This window comes from Tumebacillus permanentifrigoris, assembly GCF_003148565.1.
Taxonomy (GTDB): Bacteria; Bacillota; Bacilli; order Tumebacillales; family Tumebacillaceae; genus Tumebacillus; species Tumebacillus permanentifrigoris.
The window spans coordinates 158,722-181,672 of the sequence record NZ_QGGL01000008.1; the positions used below are offsets into that span (position 1 = coordinate 158,722).

Annotated in this window: 18 protein-coding genes and 1 pseudogene; 12 read left to right on the plus strand and 7 right to left on the minus strand. The window is 53.7% G+C overall.

Annotated features, from left to right (window positions below; all coding sequences use genetic code 11):
- Nucleotides 1-173 precede the first annotated feature (173 nt).
- From C7459_RS10850 to C7459_RS10860, 3 genes are all read right to left on the minus strand, one after another.
- On the minus strand, nt 174-938 hold the full coding sequence (locus tag C7459_RS10850) for a MerR family transcriptional regulator (protein WP_109689130.1): 765 nt from the start codon (nt 936-938) through the stop codon (nt 174-176).
- Between the two features lie 324 nt (nt 939-1,262).
- On the minus strand, nt 1,263-2,054 hold the full coding sequence (locus C7459_RS10855) for an LPXTG cell wall anchor domain-containing protein (RefSeq protein ID WP_109689132.1): 792 nt from the start codon (nt 2,052-2,054) through the stop codon (nt 1,263-1,265).
- 19 nt (nt 2,055-2,073) lie between these two features.
- On the minus strand, nt 2,074-2,643 hold the full coding sequence (locus tag C7459_RS10860; RefSeq protein ID WP_109689134.1) for a C39 family peptidase: 570 nt from the start codon (nt 2,641-2,643) through the stop codon (nt 2,074-2,076).
- 373 nt (nt 2,644-3,016) lie between these two features.
- Here C7459_RS10860 and C7459_RS10865 point away from each other — a divergent pair, with 373 nt between their 5' ends.
- On the plus strand, nt 3,017-3,400 hold the full coding sequence (locus C7459_RS10865; RefSeq protein WP_109689136.1) for a VOC family protein: 384 nt from the start codon (nt 3,017-3,019) through the stop codon (nt 3,398-3,400).
- A 75-nt stretch (nt 3,401-3,475) separates the two neighbouring features.
- Here C7459_RS10865 and C7459_RS23850 read toward each other — a convergent pair.
- From C7459_RS23850 to hemQ, 3 genes and pseudogenes are all read right to left on the minus strand, one after another.
- Nucleotides 3,476-3,589, minus strand: a pseudogene (locus C7459_RS23850) (hydrogen peroxide-dependent heme synthase); the annotation flags it as partial.
- Between the two features lie 259 nt (nt 3,590-3,848).
- Nucleotides 3,849-4,424 carry a dihydrofolate reductase family protein gene (locus C7459_RS10870; RefSeq protein ID WP_109689138.1) on the minus strand — a complete coding sequence of 192 codons (576 nt, stop codon included), beginning with the start codon at nt 4,422-4,424 and terminating at the stop codon, nt 3,849-3,851.
- Nucleotides 4,425-5,181: 757 nt separating this feature from the next.
- Nucleotides 5,182-5,961: a hydrogen peroxide-dependent heme synthase gene (gene hemQ, locus C7459_RS10875; protein ID WP_109689140.1), complete on the minus strand. Its 780-nt coding sequence runs from the start codon at nt 5,959-5,961 to the stop codon at nt 5,182-5,184.
- Nucleotides 5,962-6,119: 158 nt separating this feature from the next.
- Here hemQ and C7459_RS10880 point away from each other — a divergent pair, with 158 nt between their 5' ends.
- From C7459_RS10880 to C7459_RS10910, 7 genes are all read left to right on the plus strand, one after another.
- Entirely contained in the window at nt 6,120-7,877 is a 1,758-nt protein-coding gene (locus C7459_RS10880) for an aromatic amino acid hydroxylase (protein WP_109689142.1), read from the plus strand.
- A gap of 234 nt (nt 7,878-8,111) precedes the next feature.
- On the plus strand, nt 8,112-9,284 hold the full coding sequence (locus tag C7459_RS10885; RefSeq protein WP_109689144.1) for a THUMP domain-containing class I SAM-dependent RNA methyltransferase: 1,173 nt from the start codon (nt 8,112-8,114) through the stop codon (nt 9,282-9,284).
- Nucleotides 9,285-9,667: 383 nt separating this feature from the next.
- Complete coding sequence (gene coxB, locus C7459_RS10890) at nt 9,668-10,576, plus strand: cytochrome c oxidase subunit II (protein WP_109689146.1); 909 nt, start codon at nt 9,668-9,670, stop codon at nt 10,574-10,576.
- Nucleotides 10,577-10,609: 33 nt separating this feature from the next.
- Complete coding sequence (gene ctaD, locus C7459_RS10895; RefSeq protein ID WP_245884495.1) at nt 10,610-12,244, plus strand: cytochrome c oxidase subunit I; 1,635 nt, start codon at nt 10,610-10,612, stop codon at nt 12,242-12,244.
- 79 nt (nt 12,245-12,323) lie between these two features.
- The gene (locus C7459_RS10900) at nt 12,324-13,274 is read left to right on the plus strand and encodes a COX15/CtaA family protein (RefSeq protein WP_170119417.1); all 951 of its coding nucleotides are present in this window, start codon (nt 12,324-12,326) and stop codon (nt 13,272-13,274) included.
- A 17-nt stretch (nt 13,275-13,291) separates the two neighbouring features.
- Nucleotides 13,292-14,233, plus strand: a complete 942-nt coding sequence (cyoE, locus tag C7459_RS10905) for a heme o synthase (protein WP_109689150.1) — start codon at nt 13,292-13,294, stop codon at nt 14,231-14,233.
- Nucleotides 14,234-14,257: 24 nt separating this feature from the next.
- Entirely contained in the window at nt 14,258-14,890 is a 633-nt protein-coding gene (locus C7459_RS10910) for a hypothetical protein (protein ID WP_109689152.1), read from the plus strand.
- A 165-nt stretch (nt 14,891-15,055) separates the two neighbouring features.
- On the opposite strand, the gene C7459_RS10915 is transcribed toward C7459_RS10910, so the two are convergent.
- Nucleotides 15,056-17,059, minus strand: a complete 2,004-nt coding sequence (locus C7459_RS10915; protein WP_109689153.1) for a S8 family peptidase — start codon at nt 17,057-17,059, stop codon at nt 15,056-15,058.
- 142 nt (nt 17,060-17,201) lie between these two features.
- Between C7459_RS10915 and C7459_RS10920 the strand changes: the two genes are divergently transcribed.
- The 4 genes from C7459_RS10920 (at nt 17,202) to C7459_RS10935 (ending at nt 22,790) form a co-directional block, all read left to right on the plus strand.
- Nucleotides 17,202-18,944 carry an ABC transporter ATP-binding protein gene (locus C7459_RS10920; RefSeq protein WP_109689155.1) on the plus strand — a complete coding sequence of 581 codons (1,743 nt, stop codon included), beginning with the start codon at nt 17,202-17,204 and terminating at the stop codon, nt 18,942-18,944.
- Entirely contained in the window at nt 18,941-20,704 is a 1,764-nt protein-coding gene (locus C7459_RS10925; protein ID WP_109689157.1) for an ABC transporter ATP-binding protein, read from the plus strand. Before C7459_RS10920 ends, C7459_RS10925 begins: the two co-directional genes overlap by 4 nt.
- Nucleotides 20,705-20,829: 125 nt before the next feature.
- A complete protein-coding gene (locus C7459_RS10930) occupies nt 20,830-21,792 on the plus strand; it encodes a hypothetical protein (RefSeq protein WP_109689159.1) in 963 nt (320 codons plus the stop codon).
- Complete coding sequence (locus C7459_RS10935; protein WP_109689161.1) at nt 21,789-22,790, plus strand: hypothetical protein; 1,002 nt, start codon at nt 21,789-21,791, stop codon at nt 22,788-22,790. Before C7459_RS10930 ends, C7459_RS10935 begins: the two co-directional genes overlap by 4 nt.
- Nucleotides 22,791-22,951: the final 161 nt, after the last annotated feature.

The window sequence follows — 22,951 nt, forward strand, 5'->3', positions numbered from 1 at the left end:
AACTGCTGGCCTTGGCAACGTGTACATGGCTACTTTTCGTCATCGGGGTCTCCATTCGCGGGTTGTTTAGCATCGGTTGGAAATTTGAATCTTCTCACACTAGTATACAGCAAAAAGTGAAGGGGCTGCACCGTAGTCGAATGACTGGGGTGCAGCCCCTTTTGGCAACAACGTTATTGCGAACAGCCGGTATAGATGTGGATCGCGTCTCTCAGGAATTCTGCTGTGCCTGGTTGCTTTTCATCGTAGTATGCCTTGAATCGCTCGTCGTCCACGTACATTTGGGCGAGGCCGGCGTGTGCTTCCTTGCTGTAGGAGGTCCAGTAGTAGGAAAGCCATTGCTTATGCAAGTCCGCCGCTTTTTGAGCAAGGTCGCTTGCTGGGTCACCAGTTTTGAACGCTTCGGCCAGCGTGGAGGTCACTTCAGTAGCGAGACGCGTGACTTCGTCATGCTCTGCTTGTGTCATGTTTTTGAGCTTTGCATTGGATTTGTCGATAGCATCGTCGCCATACTTTTCGCGAATTTCAGTGCCGTACTTTTTCTCATTTTCATCGATCATGTTTTGCTTAAACCCTTCGAACTTTTCACGGTCGGTCATGGTCATGCTCCCTTCGGTGGAGGCGATTGTTTTTTCGACGTTGGCAATCAGCAGATCGAGCTGCTTGCGTTTGTCGAGAAGCTGGTCACGGTGTTCTCTCAAGGCTTGGGCTCCGTTGTAGGACGGGGCGGTCATGATTTCTTTTATATGTTCGAGTGCGACCCCTAGTTCTCTGTAAAAGAGGATCTGCTGCAACCTGTCAACTTCTGCCGGGCCATAGATTCGATACCCTGACGAGTTGATGCGTGCCGGTTTTAGAATGCCGATCTCATCATAATACCGCAGCGTTCGGGTGCTGACCCCTGCCAACTGGCCGAGCTTCTGCACGGTGTATTCCACTGGATTCACCTCCTGACATCCTAACTGTACAGCTTGACGTAGCGTGAAAGTCAACCGGAAATTCGGGGGGCTTTTCCAGTGGGAGTGTTTGGGTTATTCTGATCATATTCTGGTCGTGGAAAACCCCCTCGATGGTGGTATCGAGGGGGTTTTTTTGTAACCGGTTGTAATGGCTGGGTGCTAGTTCTATAAAGGTGCTAGTGCCTAGACGGAGGCATTTTGTTCAGCGCTTCAACCGTCAGCAAGTTCCCGACGAGAAAATGCGCCGTATAAGGGGGATACTTCGTTGAATCACATCAAACTGATGAGTGATGTACCTGGTATCTATTCGGATTTCTTCCGTTTCTTGACGAGGAGAAAAACAAGAACTCCAAGAACAAGTACCGCTCCCACGATTAGGAATGAATAGGTACTAGTCTCATCCGAAATAGTTGAAGTGGTTGCACCTACCCCACCTACTTGTAGGAGTTCCGATTTGCCGATTGATTGCTTTTTATTTTTCATGTCTTGAAGTTTCGTTTGAAACTCCGAAATAGAAGAGAGTGTATTTTTTTTCAAATTTAATGTTTCATGGTCTTTCATAGACAGAATACTTCGTTCACCTGATGTATGTTGAACAATCAGGGTATAGAGATTAAATGCAGGGTCGTAAACGAATTTTACAGTGTCGGTATCTCTTAAAAGATTTTTCGCACTTTGAATGTCTTGTTCAAAGGTCGCATTGTTATTGATGTTGAATACGCCCCACTTCCCATTTATTTCTCGTGCAATCAAGATACCCACAGGTTTCGAATTGAGCTGGATCGGAAAAATATAACCGTCAAACGTGAAAGCGTTCTCGGTGTTTTCAACGGTTTTTTCGACCACATAGTAAGCGATTCCCGTTCCGAGACGTGCCTTCGCAAAGGAGTCATCCCCGCCGACTCCGAACTTGTCCTTGGTAGCATCCATTGAATTTTGATAGTTCAAAAAATCTTTTTCAACCAGTGCCTTTACTTCTGGGGGGGCAAATTGAGTCTTGATATCGGTCAAGCTGGCAAACGCGGATTGCGTTGAGAGCAGCATGATGCAGGCCAAGAACAGCCAGAAAGTAAAACGAGTAACAGAGTATCTCAATTGAATTCCTCCTAATTATCTAGACGTAAATTGCGTATACGCTGTTGGTCCAAGTAAAACTGCTGTTACTAACGAAGTTACTATAGGTCATGATATTGAACGATGCGTTCGATGGGTCGATGTAATAAATATCTTGTTTTGAAATGGACGTATCTTCGTAGTAGCCACGAATTACCAAGGCATGACCATCTCCCCAAGACCATCTGATCGCAGCGATTTCCGGTTGTCCATTGCTTAATTGGTTGGCAACTGTTTGAAAGGGAATTGTGGTAGTAAGATAGTTTGACTTAATATTGTATTTTGATAACCCTTTTTGAACATCAGCGACTGTACCTGTAGTGTTGATCGGCGATCCTTTGACGTATGTTACAATATCCGTTTGTGTAGCATTCGCTCCGAAATACGTAGCCACCATTTGAGTAGCGGCTGCCCAGCACCAGAGATCCTTTTCTTGTTGAATTGCAGGGACTGACAGAGACCGATAACTTACATAAGCATTGGCTGTTTGAGTGAATAGGAACGCAGATGCCAACAAAGCTGGGAACATCAAGTAGGATGTCTTTCGAACAAACTTTTTAACAGAATACATAAGAAATTCCCCTTCTTTCTATTGATCTTGTAGATGCTTAGGTGTACAAATTCATTGTAAATGTTATCGCATATTTCATAATTAATCAATAAGGAACATAAATATATATTGCTCTGAGCATCTAGCTCAGCACTTCATCCGTCAGCAAGCTGCCGACGAGGAAGTCACCGAACTCGCACTACTTGGTGGAGACTTCGTATTTGCAGGAGGTTATAGGGGAGCGAGAGCGGTTCGATCAAACTCTTGTAGCTAACTCGGACAAACTTGGCAGCAGTGAGTCTGAAAGTTTGACACTGTAATTTGATTTGTTATAATTTAGATGCGTTATTGGGTAGTATGGTTGAACTAAATTGACACGAAGCGAGGCAGGTCAATGATCAATAAACTTGGACAAGTTATGTTGTATGTCAATAACCAAGATGAGTCCTTGAAATTTTGGACAGAAAAAGCAGGTTTTAGCTTAGTTGCTGAGGAAGGCAACGGCCATATGAGATGGATGGTAATCGCTCCAACGAACGACGCTGAAACGAGACTTGTCCTTCACAACAAGGAATTGATCGCTAAAATGCAGCCTGAATTAAACCTCAGTACTCCGTCTCTATTGTTTTTCTCGGAAGACCTCGATCGCTTATATCAAGACTTTGTGGACAAACAGATCACAGTCGGCGAACTTGTAAATCTACCTACTGGAAGAGTATTCAATTTTGCTGACAATGAAGGCAATTACTTTGCGGTTATGGAGAAAAAGGCATTGTAGTCAGTGTCAGTTCAAGGAAATCGGATCACATGCATAAAAAAGCCGCCTTACGCAGTAGCGTAGGGCGGCTTTTCTTTATACAGACAGCATCTTGTTCAACGCTTCATCCGTCAGCAAGTTCCCGACGTCAACGAACTCGCCGTACTTGGCGGAGACGGTGTCGAATCTCATCTCGTACACGATGTGCTGTGTATTGAAGAGGAGAGTGGGCGAAACCCTCGATAGAATCTAGGTTTTTGCGGCTCAGAGTTGCAATCGTATTTTTCACATCAAACCGTATTCGCAATCTGAACTATACGCTTGTATCCATCCGCCAAAGAGTGGATATGTTTTTCTTTATGGCTATGTTAAATCCTGATGTTGGTCTTTACGATAAGAAAAACCGCCTCGTTGAAGAGGCGGCTTATTGAGCTATCGTATCCGTCGTAATCTGCTTTAGGAGACAAGGTCATCTAAACGTCTGGTAAACGAGGGCTATGGCTCCAGAATCAAATGTCTTGTTTTCGATTAGTTTAAGATTGATCTTCTCCTTGAGACCTTGGAATAACGGCAACCCGCTGCCGATCAGGACGGGAGAAACTGTAATTTTATACTCATCTATTAAATCAAGCTGCATAAGGTAGTGTGCTAACCTAGGACTGCCGAGGATGACCATATCCTTGCCTGGCTGCTGTTTGAGGTTCTTGATCTCTTCCTCGACATCTTCTTTCACCAGTCTGGAATTGTTCCATTCGACTTTCTCCAGCGACGTGGATAAAACGATTTTGGCTGTCTTTTCGATCCACTCGGCATGATTCAGTTCATGCTGCGAAGCTGAGGGGTCCGAAGGCACAGATGTCCAGTAACTGTGCATCATCTGATAAGTCCCACGTCCCCATATGACAGTGTCGGCAGTACTCAGAATATCTTTCGCGTGTTTCTCCAAGTCAGCATCGTGGGAAACCCAGCCAATGTCCATTTCACCGTTCGGACCTTCTACAAAACCGTCAAGTGATGCGTGCAGAAATAGAACGAGTTTTCTCATTTTTAGTTCTCCTTTGTTGATGAGGGATATCGACATTATACATTCACTACATTTTATCATAACTCAACTTGAAGTGTTTCAGATTTTCTGTCGATAATAATTGTTTTATGATTATTAAAAACAGTGTTTCTCTTTTCAATAGAGAGAACTTCGTTGATGCGAATACCAGTGTCAAGCATGAGAGTCTTCATCACATAATCACGAAATCCAAATTATAGTGTCGTCGCGGAATCCGAAGTAAGTTCGCTTGTTTGGCTGTTTCAGTAGCGCGTCGATCTGCTCATCCATGAAAGCATGTATTTCCGTCTCAGGTTGAACGACCTTCGGGATGCGTTGAAGCGGATTTTGGGGTAGCATACCTTCTTCAACAAGGAACTTGAACAGTGACTTCAACGAGGTGAGACGTGTATTCACGGTGGAGGGGGTTTCAGTGAACGAGGTGCTTTCCCAGCCACCTTCTTAGCTGTAAGGAAAATCTTCGTCAGTTCCTGAAAGGTACAGTAGGTGTGCGTGGCGGCGAGGACGGTTTTAGCGTCAACGTTCTTACGGGTGGTAATTCGCTTTTTGGACATGAAAAAACCCCTCCAATGGCATCCATCGAGGGGGGCAAACTACGCTTTGAACGTATCGTACTGACGATTCCATCGAATCGTACTTGCGATTTTTGGCATTCAGTACGATACGTTCGTGCGTCCTAACTTTCCTTGCGTTTTCTGTTTAGAACGGTCGTATTTCGACTCAGAAAAAGCCCGAAAACCTACACAGACAGCATCTTGCCCAACGCTTCATCCGTCAGCAAGTTGCCGACGAGGAAGTCACCGAACTCGCCGTACTTGGCGGAGACGGTGTCGAATCTCATCTCGTACACGATGTGCTTGAAGTTAACCGGATCATTCGAGAACAGCGTGACGCCCCATTCCCACTCGTCGAAGCCGGCGGAACCGGTGATGATCTGCTTGATCTTGCCCGCGTACTTGCGGCCCGTCATGCCGTGCGCGCGCATCAGGGTGCGACGCTCGTCCATCGTCAGGGAGTACCAGTTGTCTGCACCCGAACGCTTTTTGTTCATCGGGTAGAAGCAGATGTGGTTGTACGGAGCCAATTCCGGGTACAGGCGCTCGCGAACGGACGGGTTCTGATACGGGTCTTCGCCCGGCGCGTGCACGTAGTTGGAGAGCTCGACTACTGAAACATACGAATAGGTCGGAACGGTGAAGTCGGCGAACTTGGTCTTGTTGAACGCTTGTTCCACTTCTTGCAATTCTTCGAAGGTCGGGCGCAGGAACATGAACACCATGTCTGCTTTGTGACCGATGATGCTGTAGTGTGCGGTGCTGCCGTTTTTGTCCGCTTGGTTCTGCGTCCATGTGGCACGCAGCGTCATCAGCTCGTCCAACGCCGCTTGGCGCTCCTCTTCGCTGACCATCTTCCACGCTTCCCAATCCAGCTTGCGGAAGTCGTGCAGGACGTACCAGCCCTCCAAAGTCAGCAGGGCTTCGTTTTGCGGTTGCTCTGGTTGGGTCGGATGTGTCGTCATGTCTAACATCTCCCTCGTTATGTAAAATCCCAATGCTTAGTATACCATACCATAAAAAATTCTTGCCACATCGAGAAGCTCATGCTAGGATAGCTTTAACGCTGTTAGGCTTTTATGCTTTTAGGCACTAAAGCGATTTGTGAAGGAGGAGAACATAGATGACAACCAGTACCGTGTCCGTTATGAACCGCATCCCAGCCCATCTGCGCCCGTTTGTGGTGGAGCAGGACTATTCGCGCTATACGCCTGTCAACCAGGCGGTGTGGCGCTATGTCCTGCGCCAAAACAGCGCATATTTGAGCGAAAAGGGGTATGGCTCGTATCGCGACGGTCTGGCGTTTGCCGGCATGTCGGTGGAGCGCATCCCTGATGTAGAGGAGATGAATGCCACGCTGGCCCAGCACGGTTGGGGCGCGGTGGCGATTGACGGCTTCATCCCGTCGGTAACCTTCTTTGATTTCCAAGCGCACGGATTGCTACCGATCTCCGGTGACATTCGTCTGCTCCACCACATCGCCTACACGCCAGCTCCAGACATCATTCACGAATCGGCAGGCCATGCGCCGATGCTGGTTCACTCCGCTTACGGAGAGTTTTTGCGACGCTTTGGCAAAATCGGTGCCAAGGCACTGTCCTCCAAGCAGGACGTCGCCGTCTACGAAGCGATGCGTCTGGTCTCGATCCTCAAGGAAGACCCTGCCGCAACGCCGGAACAACTGGATGAAGCTCAGCGCAACCTCGATCTGCAACTCGCTGCCAAAACGGAGGAGTCGGAGGAAACCCTGATCTCCCGACTCTACTGGTGGACGGTCGAGTACGGCTTGATCGGTACACTGAACGATCCGAAGCTGTACGGGGCCGGGCTGCTTTCCTCGATGGGGGAGAGCCGCAGTTGTCTGTTGCCACCTGTGGAACGCGTTCCGTTCTCACTGGAAGCGGTGCTGGCGACCGATTTTGACATCACCAAGCCACAACCGCAGCTGTTCGTCTGCCAGGACTTCGATCAACTGATCGAGGCGGTGGAGCGCTATGCAGATTCCATGTCCTTCCGCGTTGGCGGGACCTCGAGTCTGCAAAAAGCGGTCAACTCTGGTTCGACCGCTACGGCGGTGTACAGCTCCGGTCTGCAGGTCAGCGGAGTGTTTACAACGCTTGTACTCGACGATGCGGGGGAGGCGGTCTATCTCAAAACGACCGGCCCGACCGCTCTGGCGGTTGCCGATTGCGAGTTGCCAGGGCAGGGCATCGAGTACCACGGCGAAGGATTCGGGTCGCCGATTGGGTTGTTGCGCGACACGGAAACACCTTTGGAACAGATGACCGACGCTGCTCTGCGCGAGCGCGGGCTGGTGACGGGGCAGTGGGCGGAGTTGGAGTTTGCTTCCGGCGTGCAGGTGCAAGGCTTGGTGAAGTATGTGCAGCGCGAGGACGGTCAGATCGTGCTGATCGGATTTGAGGATTGCACAGTGGAGCTTGGCGAACAGGTGCTTTTTGCAGCGGAGTGGGGAACGTTCGATATGGCGGTAGGCCAGCGGATCACGTCTGTGTTCGCAGGCGCTGCCGATTCGGAGCGCTTCCACACCACCCTCGCCTACAAACCGTCTGAGACGCAAACCGCTCGCCCTACGTACAGCGAGCAGGAACGACTCGTGCACGGTCTGTACCAAGAGGTGCGTGAACTGCGAGAAAGTCATCCAACGCTGGGGCGTGTGGAGACTGGTGTTCGCAGCCTCCTCATGCGGATCGCCTTGCATGCGATTCCGGATTGGTTGCTGCGTGTCGAGATCCTCGAATTGCTCGTCGCGCACCGTGCTCTCCCTGATGTGCAAATCCAAGTTCGAGCAGAACTTTCCGATCTGGCCCAAGCGCGCCCCGAGTGGAAGGAACTGATCGACAATGGCCTGAAGCTGGTCTGAGTGCAGTGACCAGCAATTGAGATGAGCCGAGCTGAGTAGGTTGAGTTGAGCAAGGGTCTCCCGACCCCGCATTCCTATAGATAGACCAGTCCGCAACCAGCGGTGCTGGTCTTTTTTGTCGAGGTGCTGAATTGCCTGGGAAATCATGTCGAAGCTTTGCTATAATGGATGACATATGTCAGTTCGTGAAACACTACATACATAATCCCTCTACAGAAAACGGAAGTGGAACCTATGACGAAAATCACTTTGATCGCTACCGCCCCGATGGGTCTGGAAGCGATCGTCTCGCGCGAAGTCAAAAACCTCGGGTACACCGATGTGCGTGTTGACAATGGCCGGATCGAATTTGATGCGGACCCGACGGCGATTGCTCGTTGCAATCTCTGGTTGCGCACAGCCGACCGCGTCCAAGTTAAAATGGGTGAGTTCAAAGCGACGACTTTTGAAGAACTTTTTGAAGGTGTCAAAGCGCTGAACTGGCCGGATTGGATCTCACAAGACGCGGAATTCCCGGTGGATGGGAAATCGCAAAAGTCACAACTCTCCAGCGTGCCAGCTTGTCAGAGTATCGTCAAGAAGGCGGTTGTGGAGAAGTTGAAGGAAGCCTACCATGTCGATTGGTTCGACGAGCGCGGCCCGCTGTACCGCATTCAAGTGTCGCTGTTGAAGGACATCGCCACAATCACCCTCGATACCTCTGGGGTAGGTCTGCACAAGCGTGGCTACCGTCAGCTGAGCGCCCAAGCACCGATCAAGGAAACGCTGGCCGCGGCGTTGGTCGATCTCAGCCGTTGGGGTCCCCATCGTCCGTTCATCGACCCGTTCTGTGGGTCGGGCACGATCCCGATTGAAGCTGCGATGATCGGCCGCAACATCGCACCAGGTCTGAACCGCGACTTCACGGCGCAACATTGGCCGATGGTCCCACAGCGGGCTTGGGATCTCGCACGTCAGGAAGCGCGCGACCTCGCCAAGTTCGATCTGCCGCTGGAAATCATCGGCTCGGACATCGACGCGGAAGTGCTGTCGCTGGCAAACTATCATATCCAAAAGGCAAAGCTCGGTGACGCGATCAAGCTGAAAAACTTGCCTGTTGCTAGGATGAAATTCGACCAACCCTACGGTGTCATCGTCTCCAATCCGCCGTATGGCGAACGGCTTGGTGAGTTGAAGGATGTCGAACGCGCCTACAAGGAACTTGGCAATCTCACCCGCTTGAACGACACGCTGTCCGTGTTCGTCCTGACTTCCAACGAACGCTTCGAGCATACGTATGGCAAAAAGGCCGACAAAAAACGGAAGCTCTTTAATGGTAGAATTGAATGCAATCTCTACCAATATCTCGGCAAATTGCCACCGCGCAAACCGCGTGAAACGACCGAGCAACAAGAAACCCTCTCCTAATGGAGAGGGTTTTCTACTTATTATTGTCAATATCGACAATCCCCTATCGGTAGCGGTGCTTTTCTTGTTATACTGCAGTGGGTTCAAAAGCCGAATGATAGATGGAGGAGTGGTGCTGGCGCCGTAAGGGAAGTCCCTGTGCGAGGGTAAGGGTTTGCAACTCGTGTCTAGGCGGGAATCCCATGCAATATGTCGTCAAAAAACGAAGATTTCATGTCGGAGGACACACTTTTGTCAAGAAAATGACCAAAATGGACAAAAAAAAGAAAACATGAAGAACGCAAGAACTAGTATAATACGATGGTAGAATGCTGTCTGAACACGTCGATTCTCGCAAGCGTGCGTGTTCCAAAGGCAATTATTCGTAGATAGGAGGAGGACAAGTGGGAGGATTTAATTTTGGGCTTCCAGACGCGCTGACTCAGACTGCGAAAGACATCGACGGTCTGTTTGGTATGGTCTTCTGGATCACCCTTGTCGTGTTTGTTTTGGTCGAAGGTCTCTTGGCATTCTTCCTGATTCGGTACAAGCGCAAGCATCCGGATAAGCAAGGCTATGCTATCCACGGCAGCACCAAAGCAGAAGTTATCTGGACCCTCATTCCAGCCTTGATTTTGGTCTTTATTGGGGTGTGGAGCTCCGGGATGGTGTACACCATCCAAACTCCGCCGAGTGACGTCTACGAAATCAAAGTCACCGGTATGAAATGGGCTTGGGAGTTCGAATACCCGAACGGCGCGAAGTCGTACGGCGAACTGCACCTCCCGAAGGATCGCAACGTTATGTTCAAGATCACGTCGAAGGACGTTATCCACTCCTTCTGGATTCCGGAATTCCGCATGAAGCAAGATGCTGTTCCGGGCCGCATGACCTCGTTTACCGTCAAACTGGCTGACGAAGTCAAAGCAGGTACGAAATTGCCTGAGCGCATCGTCTGTGCCGAGTATTGCGGAAACAACCACTCGAAGATGCTCGCAAATATCGTGATCGACGATAAGGCGACCTTCGACTCTTGGGTTGCAGCTGAGAAAAACCGCAAGAAAACCGACGCAGCGTCGGTCATTCAAGCGAACGGCTGTACCTCTTGCCACACCATCGACGGCGGCAAGTCCGCTGGTCCGACTTGGAAGGGCCTTGCTGGTAAGCACGATGAAGCTTACATCAAGGAGTCCATCACCAACCCGAACGCGAAAATCGCTGAGGGCTTCCAACCGGGCATGATGCCGGCATTCGATAAACTTGATGAAGAGTCGTTGAACAACGTCGTCAAGTACATCGAAACTCTGAAGTAAATCACAACTAAACACACGTTGGGGGTGTAAAACTTGGCAGCAACGGGAGAGGTTAAACGCAAGTCGTTCTTCCGTGATTGGATCCTCACCGTCGACCATAAGAAGATTGGGATTATGTACGCCCTCACCTCGCTGGTGTTCTTCTTCGTAGGCGGTCTGGCTGCAATCCTGATCCGTACCCAACTGGCGCTTCCGAACTCTGTGGTCCTCGAACCGCAACAGTTCAACCAAGCGTTCACGATGCACGGTACGATCATGATTTTCCTCTGGATCATTCCGATGCTGACTGGTGCCTTTGGTAACTACTTGGTACCGATCATGATCGGGGCATACGACATGGCATTCCCGAAAATGAACGCACTTTCGTACTGGCTGTTCTTGCTTGGTGGCCTCGTGCTGTTCTTCTCGTTCGTCGTAGGCGCTGTTCCGGATGTAGGTTGGACGGCATACCCGCCGTACTCCATCCAATCGCAAGGCGCGGGTCTTGACCTGTGGGTTACCGCAGTTCATATTCTCGGGTTGTCTTCGATTCTCGCAGCAATCAACTTCATCGTCACCACCTTCAACATGCGCGCTCCGGGCATGACGTTCAACCGCATGCCGCTGTTCGTATGGGCGAACTTGGTGACTTCCTTCATCCAGTTGTTCGGTACTCCGGCACTGGCTGGTGCGGTGACTACGCTTCTGCTCGACCGTCACGCGCACACCGCGTTCTACGATGTCGCGCAAGGCGGCGACCCGATGATGTACCAACATCTGTTCTGGTTCTACTCTCACCCGGCTGTATACGTCATGGTCATCCCAGCGATGGGGATCGTTTCTGAGATCATGCCGGTCTTCGCTCGCAAACCGATCTTCGGTTACAAAGCGATCGCATACTCCTCTGTCATGATCGGTCTGCTCGGCTTCTTGGTTTGGGCTCACCACATGTTCGTTGCAGGTATGCAAATGTCCGCAGGGATTCCGTTCATGATCACTTCGATGATCATCGCGATTCCGACGGCGATCAAGATCTTCAACTGGCTGGCAACCCTCTGGGGCGGTCAGATTCGTTACACCACGCCGATGCTCTTCGCATCTCTTGGCTTCATCGGTCTGTTCACGATCGGCGGTCTGTCTGGGATCTTCCTCGGTGCGGTTCCGATCGACTTGAACTTGCATGACACCTACTTCGTCATCGGTCACTTCCACTACGTGGTATTTGGTGGCTCGATGGTTGCCATCTTGGCAGGTCTGTTCTACTGGTTCCCGAAAGTCACCGGCCGTATGTACATGGAGAAGTTCGGTCAGTTCTCGTTCTGGCTGTACTTCATCGGTACCAACCTGACCTTCTTCCCGATGTTCATGCTCGGTATGAAGGGGATGCCGCGCCGCGTGTTCTACTACCAGCCGGAGTTGACCACGATCAACCAAGTCGCAACCCTGGGTTCCTACCTGATCGGTTTCGCTTCGTTGTTGCTCGTCGTGAACATCTTCTACTCGCTGTTCAAAGGCAAGAAAGTTACCTCCGACAACCCGTGGGGTGCAGATACTCTGGAGTGGACTCACACCCAGACCCCGCCGTCCGAATTCAACTTCGAGGCGCTTCCGGTTGTCACCTCGGACCCGTACAACTTCGGCGAGAAGACCCGCAAGGGCTCGCTCGACGACGATGGCGTCACCGCGTAACTTTCTGTTCTAGTATGACCCGGTGATTCGGGTCACAAGCGGCGGGAGTTTGACTGAGATGAGAGGAGGAGGTTCACTCATGGGTTATCGTCTTCCACTGGTTACGACCATTGTCACATTTCTGATGATGATCCTTGGTGCCGTCGTCGTTGGGACGCAGGCTGGATTTGCCTGCCCCGACTGGCCGCTCTGTCACGGTCAGATCATTCCTCCGCTTGATGACCCGCTTGTGATTATCGAATGGTTCCATCGAACCACAAGTGGATTGGGCGGAATTTTGATCCTGTTGACAGCATTCCAAGCTTGGCGTCACCGTAAGCAAAGCAGCCTCTATACGAAGTTTGCAGTTGCCACGGTGCTCTGCCTTGGTTTGCAAGCGCTGGCAGGTGCGGCGATCGTCGTGTTCAAGCTTCCGGGCTACATGACGACGATCGACGTCACCAACGGGATGTTCCTGATCAGTATCTTTGCAGCGCTGACCGCGCTGGGTTTCCGCAATCGTGAGCTTGCGGGCAACCGCGTAACGGAGGAGCAGGATGCGCGTCTCGCCTCGCTGTTCGTCCCGTCCGCCCTGATGGTCGGCGTCACGATTCTGCAAGTCATCGTCGGCGGTTTGTTCCGCCACACCGGCGCTTCTGAAGCGCTGTTTGGACGCAATGACTACATTCGGAATCACTTCCAAGACCACATGCCGTCGGAAGCATTTGCAAATGGCTTCCTGATGTTCCACATCATGATTACGGTCTTGGTGGTCGCCGCCACCGCTTGGGTGGTAGCCCAAGCGTTCAGGAACAAAGTCTTGATCGCCCCAGCCCTTGCGCTGGTTGTGATCGTCCTCATGCAGATGTTGCTTGGATTCGTGACCTTGGGTACGGAATTGGCCCTGTCCCCTGCGACGTCTCACTTAGGAGGCGCTGCGTTGACGATGGTATTCGGCGTCTATATCGGAGCACGGGCTCATTTTGCCAAAACGGTCAAGACCGTGACAAGCATTTCGAAAACCGGCACTGGAACACAAGCAAACATGTAGAATGAGGAGGGTACTCGATGGAACAGATGACACAAGTTGCAAGTACTCCGCAACACCGAACGAACCCGGTTATGGAACCGGGCCCGCTCTCGGAGACGGGAACGTGGCGTGACTTCGTCTCCGTCACCAAAGTCGGGATCACGGTTGCCAATTTGATGACCGTGTTCGCCGGCCTCTGGCTGTCCTCCGCAGGAGAAGCCAGCGGTTTGATGATTCTCTGGACTTTGCTCGGCACGGCGCTGGTCATCATGTCCGGCACCTGCCTCAACAATTATATTGACCGCGATCTAGATCGCTACATGGATCGCACGGCGAAACGCGCCCTCGCCGCTGGCACCCTGAACCCGAAAACGGTTCTGGGCATGGGCATCGGTTTCGCAGTGGTCGGCAGCGCGATTCTGACGTTCTTCGTCAATCCGCTGACGGCTGTGATCGGTCTGATCGGGCTCTTCGATTACGTGGTGATCTACACCATGTGGCTGAAGCGCACGTCGACGCTCTCCACCATCGGCGGCGCCATCTCTGGTGCTGTGCCGATCGTGATGGGCTGGACCGCGTTCTCGAACAACCTCGAAATCGGGGCGTGGACGCTGTTCCTGATCATGTTCCTGTGGCAATCTCCGCACACTCTGGCGTTGAGTATCCGTCGTTCGGAAGACTACGGCAAAGCTGGCATCCCGGTCCTGCCGGTTGTCAAAGGCTTTGAAGTAACCAAGCGTCACATGATGCGTTGGGTAGCGGCCATGATTCCGGCTTCCCTGCTCGTGCGTGAATTCACGTATGCGAATAACGCGTTCGTCGTGACGATGTTGGTACTCGGTTTCGTATGGTTCGCCCACACGCTGACCGGTTTCTTCGCAAAAGATACGATTCGTTGGGCTCGACAATCGTTCGTGATCTCGTTGATTTACTTGACCGCGATGAACATCGTCCTCATCGTGGGCGCATCTCTGCTGTAATTTCGTAGGATTGGAGGGAATAAGATGAGTGCACATCATGCTCCAGATTGGGTGCCACATCGTAGTGGCACTGGTATCAAAGACGATGGAATTTTGGCGACTTGGCTGGGCTTGCTTTCGTTCACGTTCTTCTACGGCACCTTCTTGGCTGCGAACGTGTACCTGCGCGGTTGGGCGCCGGATAAGTTCAAAGTGGACTTTGGGGCAAATGCCAATCTGCCGTCGCTTACGTTTATCTGCTTGCTAGTAGCGGGCTTCATCGTACTGATCGCGGGTAGTTACTTCCGCAACAACCAGTACAAAAAGTTCCAAGTTGCGATGATTCTTGCTACAATCGCATTCGTCGGTTACGCGATTCTGCAAATGTGGCTGTTGGTCTACACCTACTACTTGGGTACAGCTGCATGGACCACGCACTTGGCGCTGTACTCGCTGCAGTTTGCCTTGGCTGTAATTGACATCATCTTCGTCTTGATGATCGGGAAAAACTTCGCTGAGCGCAACGAAAGCGCGCTTCGTCGCCTGGTTCCGGCTGCTATGTCCGTGTTCATGTACACCGTTCTGATCGGGGTCGTTACCCTGGTTGTAACCGACATGCTCACGGTGGGTCAGTTCGCTTCCTGGTGCGGTGAGAAGTTTACCTCGCTCGTTAAGTAAGAGGAGGAGGTTAGAGTTATGGGTATGATCGGTTTTGCGCTCGGTGCATTCGCATTCGCTGGCGTTGTCTGGTTGAGCTGCGTATATGTTTCCTCCTTTGTCACCAAGAAGTAATACAAACCCATAAGTAAAAAACCCGTCTCGCATGCGAGACGGGTTTTTCTTTTACCACCAAGCGACGCCCACATACTCAGGGTTGGTCACGCCGGATGCGCCGACGACTTTCAAGGTGTAGGTGCCAGAGATTTTGGGCAGGAATTCGACCAGTTCGTAGTTGTTGTTCACGGAGGACAGGCCGGCGGTTGAGTAGCCGACGAGGGTACCAGCGGGGTCATAGACGTAGAGGTCGAGGTCGGAGAGCGGTGTTTCTGTGCTCATCGTCGGTGTGCTGGCCCCTTCGACGACACTGTTTTTCTTCAACCACGAGATCGCTACGCGATTGCGCTGCGAGGTGGACGAGACGGTGAAGGGCACGGAGATCGGGAACGTGGCGGTCGTGTAGGCTTTCCATTGGTTGTTTTTCACGATGTTGTACGATTCAAGGGCATCGATCACCCCGGCACCGTCATGATCGGCAACAGATTTCGAGTTGAAGATGAAGCCTGTATCGGTGACGTCTGCCGCGTGACGGTAAGCACCTGCCATGAGGATCGCCTTCATCGCGGCTTGGCGCACGGCCAGACTGGAGTTCACGCCGATCATCTGTCCGATCACCCCGACGACGTGCGGTGCAGCGAAGCTCGTCCCTGACCAGCCGGAGTAGAAGCCACCGTCGCGGTTGGTTGAGGAGATGTTGACGCCCGGTGCCGCGATGTCTGGTTTGTTCGGAGCGCCGCTGACGTTTTTGTACGTGCCTGACGAGTACCACACGTCGTTCCATTGGTTGTTGTCCGCTTGGTCGTCGATCGCCCCGACTCCGACAACGTTGTACGCGATCGCCGGACTTGGTGTGGTCTGACCGGGATCGTTGCCTCCAGCGGCGACGACATGTACGCTGTGTTGGACGGCGATGTGATCCATCCAGCGTGCGCGCAGATCGTAGGCATTGTTGTTGCCACCATAGGACTGGTTGATCACCTCGACCCCTTGTGTGACCGCCCACTCGATGGCTTTGTACTCATCGCCAGAAACGCTGGAGTTCCAGGTGGCATCATAGAGTTTGACCTTCGGGACGATGCCCTTGGGTGAGGCTGCGTTGCTGGCGATGACGCCTGCGACCATCGTGGAGTGGTTGGAGAACAGCGAGGTGTTCGGGTTGTAGACACCGCCTTTGGTCATCGAGAGGTACGGTGAGGTGAACGCAATCCCACGTCCGCCATCGCCATCTGCCGGTTCGCAGACGGCGATCCGTGTCGCACTGCCGCTGGTTTCTAGACCTTGGTAGCCATACGTATCGCGCACGATGTCAGCGCGGATGTCGGAGATGCTGTTGCCTGCCAATTTTACCGTGCGGTCGTGGACGTCCAGCTGTTGCACGTGCGGGTCGCGTTCCAACTCGCGCAACTGTGCGGGGGTCACTTCGACGAGGAAGAACGGGGAGAGGCCCGATTGGTACTCAATGTTGATGCCCATGCGGGTGAGTTTGTCTGCAAATGTGCTCTGATGCTTCAGATACTCCACTTGGAATTTATGCGCTCGTTCGGTGCGCAGGGCGAATCTCGCCTCTTCTTGAAGCGAGGACATCTCTCCGCCGAACTTCGCTTGCAGCGTGCCTTCGATGCTGTTTTTCGTCTGTGTGGGCAGGTCGGCTGTCCAGATCCCGACTTCGAGCTTTTGCTGCTCGGTGATCTGACTCAGTTTCGCGGAGAGGTGCTCGGTTTTCTTGCCGTTGGTTTTCATGAATAGCGCTTGATCCTGCTGTTGGGCTTGGGCAAATTGTGCAGCGGTGATGGACTGGCTGTCAGCAAAATGCACGAGATAGGACTTGGCGGCTTGGACATCGACGACTTTGTACGCTTGGTACAGTTTGCCGTCTGACTTGGCGCGGAAGGACTGCCCCAACTGGCTCATCAGGCGTTCGGAAGGCAGCGCCTCTTGGACGCTGACTTTTTGCACCGCGAGTGTGTCGAGCGTAGGTGCGGCGTAGACCGCTCCCGGCAGTAGCGTTGTGCTGGTGATCATCCCTGCAACCAACCACGCGAGGTTTTTTTTCGTTCCCTGCTTCTTCATGGCGCTCCCTCTTTCTGTTTGTGTTATAAACTACAATTTTATTATTGCATACAATTAGAACTTTTGGGATGCTTAGAAAATTTCCTCTTCCATTCTCTGTAAGTCAGGGTTATAATATCGACTCATAAGAGGGGGGAATTCCGTGAATCTGTTTCAAAAGACAATCGAGCATTTCAAACCGTATAAGGGGCAGATTGCACTGACGTTCCTATGTGCAATCGTGGCAGGGGCGGTGGCGACATTGCCGCCCATTTTGACCGGGAAACTGGTCGATGAGATCCTGCCGATGCACCTGAGCACCGCACTTTATGGATTGATTGTGGCGGTGTTGGGGTCGTTTATTTTGAAGGTGATGTTTGAATCCCTGCAGGAGTACATCCAAGTTCGGATCGGTCTCGATGTGATCTCCGACATGCAGATGCGGGCGTTTCGCAAACTGCACCGAGCGCCGATGTCGATGTTCGCCACGACACCGCGCGGTGATATCCTGTATCGTTTGACCCATGACGTCGAAGCGATCCAGCAATTGAACTCGACGGTCATCCCGCGTTTTCTCCAGCAGTTGCTGGGCGCGATTGCGGCCTTTGCCGCGGTCATCACGCTGTATTGGCCGGTGGCGGTGCTGATGGTCGGTGTGTTTGTCATCTATCTCTATCCCTCATTCAAATTAGGTAAAAAAGTTCGGGGCCTCAGCGCTACACAGCGCGACATGCTGGCCGCCCTCTACAGCCATGCACAAGAGAGCATCGAGTCGATCAAATTGGTGCGCACGTTCCAATTGGAGGACCGTGAGTACGCGCATCAGAACGATGGGCTGGAAGCGTGGAAACGATTCGCGATACGCGCGGCGCTGATCTCCAAAGTCAACTGGCGGTTGGGCAATGCCCTACAGGTCATGGCACCGGGCTTCGTGATGTTGCTCGGCGGCTATGCGGTCTGGCGCGGGGAGATCACGGTCGGAACCTTGGTCGCCTGCATCGGGTTTATCCCGGCGATGTTCATGCCGATTCGCTCCTTGGCGGAGAATGCGCTGACGATCCAACAGGCGATTCCCGCTCTGCATCGCCTCTACGAATACTTCGACCTGCCGGAGGAACAACCGGAAGGCTTGCCAAAGTTCGCAACGGTCCAAGGCAAGATCGAGATGGAGGACCTCTGGTTCCGCTATCCTGGCACCGAGGAACCGATCTTGCGCGGCATCTCGCTCGCGATTGAACCCGGTCAGCACATCGGCCTCGTCGGAGCGTCTGGGGGTGGCAAGTCGACGCTGATCCAACTCCTGCTCGGGCTCTACACCCCGGAGCAAGGGCGCGTCGCTGTCGATGGGTGCGACCTGAACGAGTACGATCGCAACAGTCTCCGCTTGCAAGTTGGCGTCGTCTCGCAGGAGACGTTTTTGCTCAATGAGACGCTGCGCAAAAACTTGCTGTACAGCAAGCCAGATGCCACACAGGCGGAACTCGACCGCGCGGTGGTTGCCGCTGGTCTGACGGAGATGATCGAGAGTCTGCCAGATGGTTATGAGACGGTGGTCGGTGAACGCGGGCTGAAACTGTCTGGTGGACAGAAGCAACGCGTCGCGATGGCGCGGGCGATCCTGCGCCATCCGCAAGTGTTGATTTTTGACGAAGCGACGTCCTCGCTGGATGGCGAGACGGAGGAGCGGGTGCAGGCGGCGCTGGAGGAGTTGATCCCCGGTCGCACGACGATCACGATCGCTCACCGTCTGGTCACCGTGCGCCACGCGGATCGGATCTTCGTCCTCGTCGGCGGTCAGATCGCGGAGTCGGGTACGCATGATGAATTGCTCGCGATGCAAGGTCAGTACCACCAGCTCTACATGGCCCAATACAGCGAACTTGAGAAGGAGGAGGAGGCGGTATGAGTCAACCAAAAATCGGCGACGGGCGCCGCGTCCTGCAATTGCTCCGCCCTGTGCGCAACTGGGTGATCGCGGATGCCGTGGTGATTCTGCTCAGTCAATCATCGGGCGAATTGCTGCCAGCACTGGCACAGAGCTGGTTGCTCGATCAGATCTTGCCGAACAACGCGACGAGCTTGCTCTGGGGGTTGGTCGGTTTGTTGGTGTTCGCGGCCTTGTTCGACCTGACGATGATGGTCGTCGACGAGTACTTCTGCCACCAAGTGGCGAAGACGGTCACGGTGACGCAGAAACTCAGACTGTTCCGCCATCTGCAACTGTTGCCATTCAAGTTCTATCATGAGAACCGAACGGGCGAACTGTTGGCAAGGGTCAACGATGACCCGGATACCCTGCACAGTTTCCTCGCATGGGAAGGCTCCACGCTGATGGCCTCTGTCCAAGGCTCCATCCTGTACTACGGGGTGCTGGCGTTTATCAACCCGTGGCTGGCCTTGGTCGCGCTCGTGATGGGCGTGCTGTTCTACTGGACCTCCAACAAACTCGGGGATCTCACCCGTCGTGCGTCCTCCGAGGCACGCCGCGAAGCATCGCGCTATCTGGAACGCCTCCGCGAGTCGGTCACGGGCATCCACCTGTCGCGTGTGCTCGGCGTTGCCGAGAGCGAGATTGACAGCGTGGCCCAGATTCGCAAGTCGTTCATCCGGGAAAGCCGCCGTGAACTCAAAGCCCGCTTGCAGGCGTTCGTCGTCATCGGCAGCTACAACGGGGTTGCGCTGGCGGTCGTCTACGGGCTCAGTGCCATGTTCATCTGGAACGGCACGATGACACAAGGTGAGATGCTGTCCTCCTCAGCACTGGTCGCGATCGCAGCGAACCAACTCCAGCGCATGTTGCGCAACTGGCTGTCTGTTCGTCGCACGGGACCGGCGTTGGATCGCTCCGACCTCCTGCTGGCCGAGGAGACCTCTACAGCCGAGACAGAGCGCGGTGTAGTTCCGCAGGAGATCATCGGTGAACTGCACTTCGAACGACTGGCATTCGGCTACCCAGGCAAGTCGGAACGCGTCCTGAACGACATCACTTTCCACGTCCAACCGGGCGAAGCGGTCGCGCTGGTCGGCCCGTCTGGTTCAGGCAAGTCGACGATGGTCGACCTGCTCCTGCGCCTCTACGAACCGGCGCAAGGCACGATCTATCTCGATGGACGTCCGCTGCACGAACTGGACGCTCGCTGGTTGCGGACTCAGGTTGCCGTCGTCTCGCAGGAGGTGCAATTGCGCAACGGAACGCTTGCAGACAACTTGCGCGTCGGCAACACAGCAGCGACTGATGCCGACCTGCTGGCGGCGATTCGCGACGCAGGGTTGCAAGACTTCTACGACAGCCTGCCAGAAGGGCTGAACTCCTCCGTCGGGGAGCGCGGCAACCTGCTGTCCGGCGGGCAGAAGCAACGCCTCTCGCTCGCCCGCGCACTCGTCAAAAACGCTCCGCTCCTCATCCTCGATGAGGCCAGTTCGGCGCTGGACCCGATCACAGAGCATCTGGTCAACGAGGCGATCGCCGCTCGACGCACCAAGCAAACGGTGCTCGTCATCACCCACCGCCTCTCCACGGTGCTCTCCACAGACCGGATTGTCGTGTTGGAGAACGGAGATGTCGTCGAGTCGGGACAACACGAGGAACTGCTTCAGCAAAACGGCGTCTACGCCCGCCTGTTCAAGAGAGAAGCGGAGATCGGGGAGAGCATGTTTGCCTCCTGACCTCCACCTTCGGAAAAGAGACCGTGACCGCTTCGGCGGGCACGGTCTTTTTTTCCACACGCTCCCAGCAGGGGAATTGTCGACGAAACTCGAATTGTATACGGGTTAGGAGGGAGACTCCGATTATGACTGTACTCTATACGCTAGGCGGCTGTGTGGGAATCGCCGCGATTGCGTTTCTTGTAACGTATCTCTGTTGGGGGTTGAACCCTTGGCTGCAAGCACGGGCGATCCAGTCGATCCGCCGCCGAGAGCGCGTGCGGATGGTGGCCGATGTGAACACCAATTTGGATGGCTATGTGGTGACCCCGAACTCGGTGACCCAAGGGGTGACCGTGGCGTTGTGGGTGCTGTGGACGGTTGTGCTCTACGACCAGCCGATCCTGATCGAAATGGGCGTGTTCGCGGCGGTGGTCGTGCTCGGGCGCGATCGCTACGTGCGCGCCAAGTGGCAGAAAGTTCAAAGCTACCTGTTGACCGACAAATCCCTGTACGTGTTCCCGGCGCGGACAGGCCGTGCGGTTTGGCAAGGGAAGCGGATGGAGAGCAAGCGCTGGACTGAGTTTGATTGCTACCGGTTCGACGGGGGCTATGTGCAGTTGTTTCACGCGGAGGAGAAGCTGTTTCAGTTCGAGTTCAACGCCCGCGACATCGACAAACTGCGCAGCCTGTTCTCCGACTTGAACGTCGCTCGCGGCGAGCTGTCCGATCGCATCTGGCTTGGGCAGTTCGAGGAGGAGGCGTTCTACCTGTTGGAGGACGAGATGACCGAACTCGGGTGGAACTTGATCGACCTGTACCGACCCGAATTGCAGGAGCTTGGCCTGCATGCGGAGTTTGGTGTGATGCGCAATGTGGCCGGCGACCGCTTGCGGGAGGAGTATGCGCGCTCGTGGTTGCAGTTGAACCTCGTGGATGAGGAGGGCGTCCAGCAGATCTCCAGCTTGTTGCCGCTCTGGCAAAGCAGTGGCAACATCGGGAATCTGATCGGCGTGCGCGGACAGGATGCGATCGACCACTTACAAAAGTGGATGAGCGGTGTCCTCCGTGAGGTGCAGGAGCAACGAGAGGAGGTCGTGGTCTCATGAACCTCTGGAACGAAATCTCTCTGACAACGTGGGAAACGGCGGTGCTCACCGTCTGCCTGTGGTTTCTCTGCTACGGGTTGAACGTGCCGGTGCGCGCTTGGCAGATGTGGAGAAATGCAGCGACGCACGAGGTGTTGGAACGCGTGACGGTGGTGCGCAAAAGCCCGCGACAACCGCGATCATGGACCGCGATGTTGCGCGGGCTCTATGTGAGTCTGGTGCTCCTCGGTCTGATGCGCATAGGCGTTCGTTGGGAAGCGAATCTGCTGGTGCGAGCGGAGTATGAGAGCTTGATGCTGGATGCATTGCTGGGAGCCGTGATCGGCGCTGTGGTCTCTGGATTGCTGTGGCTGTTCTACCGCACGAGCAAGACGGTCCATGTGTTGGAATTGCACTTCGATCGCGAGGGTGTGACGATCTATCCGGTGCGGCAGAACTTGCTGGCGGGACAAGGCATCTACGAGACGCGGGTCCAGTGGAAGGATTGCTACGGCTATTGGGTCTTCAAAGGGTACTTCGTGCTGGCGATGCGCCCGATCGGACAAGTCGAGCAATTCGGCGGTTCAAAACTGGAACAGATCGAGCCGATTCTCTACCGCTTAGGCGTCCGCAAACTGGTCTCCTATGACATGCGGGAAGCGGGGGAACTCTCGCAATCGCAACTGCTTGCGCTGAACGACCGTGTGCAAAAGATGGCTGACGAAGTGATCGCCGGGTATGCTGCTGAGTGTGCGATGCTGGGCGTTCAGATCTGCGCAGACGTCGAACAGCGGCACGAGGAGGAGCAATTTAGCGTGCTGGTGTTGCGTTCGGTCGTGGCAGGTGAGACGGTCAGCGACATCGAGTGGTTGTTGTGGGGCGAGGACGGCAAGACCTTGGAAACGCTGGGGCTGGCGGATGACCGCCTCTATGAAGGCATCGATGAGCGCGTCGCTTCGCTGCTCGAAGCTCGCCAACAGGAGATCGGGCAGGACGTGCCGCAGGTGCTCTACCAGTAGGAGCGCCGCGATTGCTGTCGGAATCTCTTTCTTGATTTCACCCTTTTATTTGGGCTATCATTATGTAACAGATGCTGTTCTGGTAAGGTTTTCCTGACCGAGTGGCAAAAAGCGTCTTGACGCGCATAAGGATAGACAAGTTGCTTGTGTACGGGGGTACA